The sequence below is a fragment of the Promicromonospora sp. NPDC060204 genome (assembly GCF_042728455.1).
Lineage (GTDB): Bacteria > Actinomycetota > Actinomycetes > Actinomycetales > Cellulomonadaceae > Promicromonospora.
In genome coordinates, this window is record NZ_JBHWZO010000300.1 from 1 (window position 1) to 7,061 (window position 7,061).

Sequence of the window (7,061 nt, forward strand, 5' to 3'; positions counted from 1 at the left end):
CCTCCTGGCAGCAGCTGCTGTGGTCAACGTCTTTGCCCGACGGCGGCGCGGCGGCTTGGTCAGCCGGCGGCGTCGGCGCCCGACTCGTCCAGGAGGCGGCGGCGGGACGACGTCAGGTGGACCCGCATCGCCGCTGCGGCGGCGAGCGGGTCCTGCGCGTCCAGGGCATCGAGGACGGCGCGGTGCTCCTGGACGACGCCGGCGAAGCGGCCGCCGCCGTGCGGTTCCGTGGCCGACGCGCCCGACGGGCCGCCTCCGGAGCCGCCGTTCCCCGACCCGCCGTCGTCGGACCGGTCCAGCCGGCCGCGCGGCATGGCGATCATCTGCGGGCCGAGTCGGTCCAGGGCCTCCAGGAGGAACCTGTTGCCCGCGGCCTCGGCGACGAGCCGGTGGAACGCGAAGTCGTGCTGCATCGCGGTGGCGGGGTGCCCGTCGGACGCCGCGAGCGCGTCGAGCCGGTCGGCCAGCGCCGCGAGCTGCGCGGGCGTGCGCCGTCCGGCGGCGAGCGCGGCGGCCTCGGCCTCCAGGGCCAGGCGGTACTCGACCAGCGCGAGGCGGTCGGCCAGCGACCGGGCGACGGGGGCTCCGCCGTCGTCGGCCTCGGCGGGCGGGGTCAGGGCGTAGCTGCCGCTGCCGCGCCGGGTGTGGACCAGGCCCTCCAGGTTCAGGCGCGCGATGGCCTCGCGGACGACGGTACGGCTGACCTGGTGCTCGACGGCGAGGCGCGGCTCGCTGGGCAGCTTCTCGCCCGGCGCGATGTCGCCGTTGACGATGCGGCTGCGCAGCGTCTCCACCAGGGTGCCGCTCAGGGTCTGGGCCATGGGCTCATGCTTCCATCTCGATGCCGCTTCCCGCCGGAGCTTCCGGCCGGACGTGTCAGACGTACCGGTCACGGGGGGGGCCTGTACGTCTGACACGTCGCGGGGGATCAGGCGGGGGGTCAGGCGGGGCCGAAGGTCGCCGTGTCCGTCGTCCAGGCGCGGGCCTGCTCGCTGAACGTCACGCCGAGACCCGGGCGGTCCGGCACGAGCATGCGCCCGTCCTTCGTCTCCAGGCGCTCGTTGAACAGCGGGTCGAGCCAGTCGAAGTGCTCCACCCACGGCTCGCGCGGGTAGGTGGCGGCCAGGTGCAGGTGGATCTCCATCGCGAAGTGCGGCGCGAGGTCCAGCCCGGCCTGGTCGGCGAGCGTGAGCAGCCGCAGGAACTGCGTGATGCCGCCGACGCGCGGGGCGTCCGGCTGGATGATGTCGCAGGCGCGGGTCGCGATGAGCCGCTCGTGCTCCGCGACAGAGGCGAGCATCTCGCCGGTGGCGATCGGGGTGTCCAGGGCGGCGGCGAGCGCCGCGTGGCCCTCGGCGTCGTAGGCGTCGAGGGGCTCCTCGATCCAGACGAGGTCGAACTCCTCCAGGCGCCGGCCCATGCGCAGGGCGGTGCCCCGGTCCCACTGCTGGTTGGCGTCGACCATGAGCGGCACGTCGGGGCCGATGTGCTCGCGGACGGCGGCGACGCGGGCGAGGTCCGTGCGGCTGTCGGGCAGCCCGACCTTGATCTTGATGCCGCCGATGCCCTCGGCGATCGACCGGCTGGCGCGCTCCTTGACCTCCTCGATGCTCGCGTTGAGGAACCCGCCCGAGGTGTTGTAGGTGCGCACGGAGTCGCGGTGCGAGCCGAGCAGCTTGGCCAGCGGCAGGCCGGCGCGCTTGGCCTTGAGGTCGTACAGGGCGATGTCGATGGCGGCCAGTGCCTGGGTGGCCACGCCGGAGCGGCCGACCGAGGCGCCCGCCCACAGCAGCTTCGTGTAGAGCTTGGCGATGTCGTTCGGGTCCTCGCCGATCGCGGTCTGGGCCACCTCCTTGGCGTGCGCGTACTGGGCGGGGCCGCCCGCGCGCTTGGAGTAGGAGAAGCCGAGCCCTTCGAACCCCTGCTCGGTCGTGATCTCCGCGAACAGGAACACGACCTCGGTCATTGGCTTCTGCCGCCCTGTGAAGACCTTGGCGTCGGAGATGGGGGTGGCCAGCGGCAGCGTGACAGTCGAGAGCTGCACGGTCCGGATGGCGTCGGGCTGGTACGTCATGGCGCTCCTTTGCGGCGGGATGTTCGCTTGCGATCATACAAGTTGTGAACCTGTCTGACCAATATCGATGGGACCCTGGGGCATGACCTCCCACCTCGTCCTCGGCGCCGGTCCTGTCGGCACCGCGCTCGCCCTCCGGCTGGCGCATGCCGGCCGCTCCGTCGCGGTGGTGACCCGCTCCGGCGGCGGCCCGGCGCACCCCCGCGTCGAGCGGATCGCGCTGGACGCCACGGACGCGACGGCGCTCGCCGCGGCGGCCCGGGGCGCGGACGTGCTGTACAACTGCACGAACCCCGGCTCGTACCAGGCGTGGGAGCGCGGCTGGCCCCCGCTGGCGGCCGCGGCCCTGCATGCCGCCGAGACCTCCGGCGCGGTGCTCGTGACGCTCAGCAACCTCTACGGCTACGGCCCCGTCGACGGGCCGATGACCCGCGGCCTGCCGCTCGCGGCGTCGGACCACAAGGGCCGGCTGCGGGCGCGGCTGTGGCAGGAGGCGCTCGCCGCCCACCGCGCGGGGCGGGTGCGCGCCACCGAGGCGCGCGCCTCCGACTACATCGGGCCGACCGTCCCCGCCTCGCACGGCCTCCTGCCCATGTATGCGGCGGCGACGCTCGCCGGAAAGCCGGCCAGTGTCATGGCAGACCCGGACCAGCCGCACACCTGGACGGCGGTCGACGACGTCGCCGCGACACTGGTGGCGCTCGGCGCCGACGACCGGGCCTGGGGCTCGCCGTGGCTGGTGCCGTCCAACCCGCCCGCGACCGTCCGCGAGGTGCTGCGCGAGCTGGGCGCGCGGGCCGGGACGGGGGAGCCCCGGCTGCGCCGCGTCCCGCGCGCGGTGCTGCGGGCCGGGGGCCTCGTGGTGCCGCTCCTGCGCGAGGCGCTGGGCGTGCTCTACCAGTTCGACCGGCCGTTCGTGGCGGACGGCGCCGAGACCACCGGGGTGTTCGGCGTCCGGCCGACGCCGTGGGACGACGTCCTGGACGCGACGGCGACGGCCTGGCACGCCCGGGCGACATCCTGAGCCCGACGCCGGGTCGCCGCCGCCGGGCTGCCGCCTCCCGGGCCGCCGCCGTCGGGCTGCCGCCTCCGTCGTCGTCCGACCTTTCCTTTGAGGCCCTGGTTTCTTCGCTTTGGGGCGGCTCAAAGAGGAGAAACCAGGGCCTCAAAGGGGAGTGGGGTGGCGGCTGGTAGCATCGTCGCATGGCGATGACACAGGTGGGGGGCGATGTCGCGGCCCGCGAGTCCGAGGCGATGGTCGTGGCGGCGTGCCTGTTCCACGGGTTCTCGGACCCGTCGCGGCTGGCGATCCTGCAGCACCTGGCCCTCGGCGAGCACCGCGTGGTCGACCTGACCAAGCACCTCGGCCTGGCCCAGTCCACCGTGTCCAAGCACCTGGCCTGCCTGCGCGACTGCGGGCTCGTCGAGTCCCGGCCGCAGGGGCGGGCGTCGGTGTTCTCGCTGACCCACCCGGAGGCGACGCTCGCGGTGCTCGCGTCCGCCGAGAAGCTGCTGGCGCTGACCGGCGACGCCGTGGCCCTGTGCCCGGTCTACGGCGTGGACGGCTCGGCGGTGCACCCGTCCGAGCTGGCCGCACCCGTGTCGGTTCCGGCGGCGCAGGCTGCGACGACGGCGTCGGGGTCGGCTCCGACGACGACGGGTCCGTCCGCAGCGTCGGGAGCAGCCTCGTGAGCCACAACCACGGCCCTGGCGGCCACAGCCACGGGCACGACGCGGGCGCGCACCGCGACCCGGGCGGACGCCGCCGCCTGGCCGTCGCGTTCGGCATCACGGCGGCCGTCTTCGTGGCCCAGGCGGTCGGCGCCCTGCTCACCGGCAGCCTCGCGCTCCTGGTCGACACCGCGCACATGCTCACCGACGTTGCGGGCCTCGCCATCGCGCTCGGGGCGGCGTCGCTCGCGCTGCGGCCGCCGTCGTCGCGCCGCACCTGGGGGTTCCGGCGGGCCGAGATCCTGGCCGCGCTCGCGCAGGCCGCGGTGCTGCTCGCCGTCGGCGTGTACGCGCTGGTCGAGGGTGTGAGCCGCCTGGTGGGTCCGGCGGAGGCGCCGGGGCCGGGCCTGCTCGTCTTCGGCATCGTCGGCCTGGTGGGCAACGTCGTGGCGCTGCTCGTGCTCGCGGGCGGGCGCTCGGCGTCGTTCAACCTGCGCGCCGCGTTCCTGGAGGTGGTCAACGACGCGCTCGGCTCGGTCGCGGTGATCGTGGCCGCGGTCGTGATCGCGACGACGGGTTGGCAGCGGGCCGACGCCGTCGCGGGCCTGGTCATCGCCGTCCTCATCCTGCCGCGGGCCGCCCGGCTGCTGGCCGACTCGGCGAGCGTACTGCTGGAGTCGACCCCGCCCGGCATGGACCTCGACGAGGTGCGGGCGCGGCTCCTGGAGGTGGAGCACGTCGAGGAGGTGCACGACCTGCACGCCTCGCTCGTCGCCACCGGCCTGCCGACCATCAGCGCCCACGTCGTGGTGCGCGACGTCTGCTTCCGGGACGGGCAGGCGCCGCCGGTGCTCGACGCCCTGCAGCGGTGCGTCGCCACGCAGTTCGACGTCCGCGTGGAGCACTCGACCTTCCAGCTCGAGCCCGCCGAGCACGCCCGGCATGAGGCGCCGACGCACGCCTGACGGTGCCGGCACCCTGCCTACGCCCCCGACACCCCGCACACCCGCTCGACCAGGTCGCGCCAGCCCGCCTCGAAGCGGGCCGTCGGCTCCGGTCCCTCCAGGTCCGGACCGGCGGAGAGCTGGAGCAGCAGCGGGCCGTCCAGCGCGTACGCGAGCTGGCCCGCGAGCACCTCGACGTCGGCGCCCGGCAGGTCGACCTCGCGCAGCAGCACCCGCAGGTGGATCTCGGACAGGGGCCGACGCCGGCCGGCCTGGCGGCCGTCGAGCGTGGCGCGCGCGACGGCGCGGTGGTCGGCGAGGAAGCGGACACGCGCCGTGCCGTAGGCGATGATCCGGTCGACCGGCGGCGCCCCGGGACCGAGCGGCGGCGGGCCGCTGAGCACGCGTTGCTGCAGCTCGCGCTCGCTGTCGTCGAGCAGGGCCTGGAAGATCCCGGCCCGGGAGCCGAACCGGCGGAACACCGTGCCCTTGCCGAGCCCGGAGCGTTCGGCCAGGAGGTCCATCGTGAGGCAGTCCGCCCCCACCTCGGCCAGGAGGTCGCGGGCGGTGGCGAGCAGCACCTGACGGTTGCGGGCGGCGTCGGCCCGCTCGGGCTGCGGCGTGCCCCACGTCATCGGCGTGCTCATGTCCGGATGCTATCCGGAACCGCGTAAGCGGGGTAAAGTCCGGTTAGGTCGGCCGGGGGGCCGGCGGAGGTCCGAGGAGGACGAGATGGCAGACATGAACACCGGGATCATCGAGGCGTTCCGCGCGAACGCGGGCGTGCTGGGCGCGGACGTAGCCGGAGGGCACTTCGACGGCAAGCGGCTGCTGCTCCTGCACCACGTCGGGCGGGTCAGCGGCAAGCAGTACGTCACGCCGCTGGTGGCCGCGACCGACGGCGACGCCTACCTCGTCGTCGGCTCCCAGGGCGGCGCGCCCAAGGACCCGGTCTGGGTGGCGAACGTGGAGGACGGCGCCGGCGAGACCACCATCGAGGTGGGCGACCAGACCCTGCGGGCGACCGTCACCGTGGTGCGCCCGACGTCGCCCGAGTGGGAGCGGCTCTACGGGATCTGGGCCGAGTACTGGCCGGACGCCAAGGTGTACGAGACCCACACCGACCGCAAGTTCCCGGTGATCCGCCTGGAGCCGACGGCCTGAGTCGGGGCTCAGCCGCCGTCGACCGAGCGGACGAACTCCCGCACGCGCGCCGCCATCTCCTCGGGCACCTCGCCGACCGTGAAGTGTCCGCCCTCCGGCAGGCGGTCGAACACCCGCAGGTCGAGGTAGTGGCGGCGCGCGAGCGACTCGGGGTACGTGCCCTCGTGCCGCTGGACGAGGACGGCGGCCGGCACCGTCGCCGGCGGGATCGGGCCGGGCTGGTCGGCGCCCTCGTAGTAGGGGCGGAACGACGACGCGATGGTCTGGGTGGCCCAGTAGATCGTCGCCTCGGTCAGGATGCGGTCCCGGGAGATGCGCTGCTCCACCGCGCGGGGGTCGCCGGGCGGGGTGTCGCTCCACTCGACGAGCTTCTCCGTCAGCCAGGCCAGCAGGCCGGCGGGGGAGTCGTTGAGGGCGGTCGCGAGCGTGTCCGGCCGGGTGGCCTGGACGTGGCCGTAGGCGCCGTCGGTCTGGTGCCGCGCGGCGATGCCGTCGAAGAACTCCTTGGCCTCGGGGTCGTCGAGCGCCGCCCGCTCCGCCGTGGTCGGGAAGTGCGCGTGCGTGGCGACGATGCCCGCCACGTGCTCCGGGTACCGGGCCGCGATGAGGTCGCTGACGTTCGCCGTGACATCCTCGCCGTAGGTGAAGTACCGCTCGTAGCCCAGCACGTCGGTCATCAGCGCGTGCATCGTGGCGGCCAGCCGCGTCTCCGACATCTCGCCGTCCGCGTACGGCGTCGAGAACGCGAAGCCGGGCAGGCTCGCGACCACCACGTCGAGGTCGGGCAGCAGGTCGGCGAAGTCGAGCTGCAGCGCGAACGTGTGCGGCCACCCGTGCAGCACGAGCAGGGCCGGGGCGTCCGGCTGCTCGGACCGGAGGTGCGCGAAGTGCACGTCCGCGCCCCCGACCTCGGCGAGGAACTGCGGGTGCCCGTTCAGCCAGGCCTCGCGCGCCCGCCAGTCCCAGCTGATCCAGTGGTCGACGAGCTCGCGCAGGTAGCCGGACGTCAGGCCCGACGCCGGACGCCGGGGCGAGTCCTCGGGGATCCTGCTGCGCGCCAGGCGATCGCGCAGGTCCGTGAGGACCTGGTCGGGGACGTGCACGGTGAAGGGCCGGGGCTCGCTCATGCCACGACGTTAGACGCCGCCACTGACATCGCCCGGGGCCCACGACGTGTCAGGCGTACAGGTCACCCGGGTGACCTGTAC

Annotated in this window: 8 protein-coding genes; 4 read left to right on the forward strand and 4 right to left on the reverse strand. The window is 74.5% G+C overall.

Annotated elements, in window-relative coordinates:
- Positions 1-59: 59 nt before the first annotated feature.
- Both ACFWEJ_RS25435 and ACFWEJ_RS25440 read right to left on the reverse strand, forming a co-directional pair.
- Complete coding sequence (locus ACFWEJ_RS25435; RefSeq protein WP_377231961.1) at positions 60-821, reverse strand: FadR/GntR family transcriptional regulator; 762 nt, start codon at positions 819-821, stop codon at positions 60-62.
- A gap of 119 nt (positions 822-940) precedes the next feature.
- Entirely contained in the window at positions 941-2,074 is a 1,134-nt protein-coding gene (locus ACFWEJ_RS25440) for a mandelate racemase/muconate lactonizing enzyme family protein (RefSeq protein ID WP_377231962.1), read from the reverse strand.
- 82 nt (positions 2,075-2,156) lie between these two features.
- On the opposite strand from ACFWEJ_RS25440, the gene ACFWEJ_RS25445 reads away from it, so the two are divergent.
- The 3 genes from ACFWEJ_RS25445 (at position 2,157) to ACFWEJ_RS25455 (ending at position 4,710) form a co-directional block, all read left to right on the forward strand.
- Positions 2,157-3,098 (forward strand): NAD-dependent epimerase/dehydratase family protein, encoded by a 942-nt coding sequence (locus tag ACFWEJ_RS25445; RefSeq protein WP_377231963.1) that lies wholly within the window; start codon positions 2,157-2,159, stop codon positions 3,096-3,098.
- 179 nt (positions 3,099-3,277) lie between these two features.
- A complete protein-coding gene (locus tag ACFWEJ_RS25450) occupies positions 3,278-3,766 on the forward strand; it encodes an ArsR/SmtB family transcription factor (protein WP_377231964.1) in 489 nt (162 codons plus the stop codon).
- Positions 3,763-4,710 (forward strand): cation diffusion facilitator family transporter, encoded by a 948-nt coding sequence (locus ACFWEJ_RS25455; protein WP_377231965.1) that lies wholly within the window; start codon positions 3,763-3,765, stop codon positions 4,708-4,710. The genes ACFWEJ_RS25450 and ACFWEJ_RS25455 overlap by 4 nt, the downstream gene beginning before the upstream one ends.
- Positions 4,711-4,727: 17 nt before the next feature.
- Here ACFWEJ_RS25455 and ACFWEJ_RS25460 read toward each other — a convergent pair whose 3' ends face one another.
- Positions 4,728-5,336, reverse strand: coding sequence for a TetR/AcrR family transcriptional regulator (locus ACFWEJ_RS25460; RefSeq protein ID WP_377231966.1), 609 nt, complete (start codon positions 5,334-5,336; stop codon positions 4,728-4,730).
- An 85-nt stretch (positions 5,337-5,421) separates the two neighbouring features.
- On the opposite strand from ACFWEJ_RS25460, the gene ACFWEJ_RS25465 reads away from it, so the two are divergent.
- Positions 5,422-5,853 carry a nitroreductase/quinone reductase family protein gene (locus tag ACFWEJ_RS25465; protein WP_377231967.1) on the forward strand — a complete coding sequence of 144 codons (432 nt, stop codon included), beginning with the start codon at positions 5,422-5,424 and terminating at the stop codon, positions 5,851-5,853.
- A gap of 8 nt (positions 5,854-5,861) precedes the next feature.
- On the opposite strand, the gene ACFWEJ_RS25470 is transcribed toward ACFWEJ_RS25465, so the two are convergent.
- Positions 5,862-6,980 carry an epoxide hydrolase family protein gene (locus ACFWEJ_RS25470; protein WP_377231968.1) on the reverse strand — a complete coding sequence of 373 codons (1,119 nt, stop codon included), beginning with the start codon at positions 6,978-6,980 and terminating at the stop codon, positions 5,862-5,864.
- Positions 6,981-7,061: the final 81 nt, after the last annotated feature.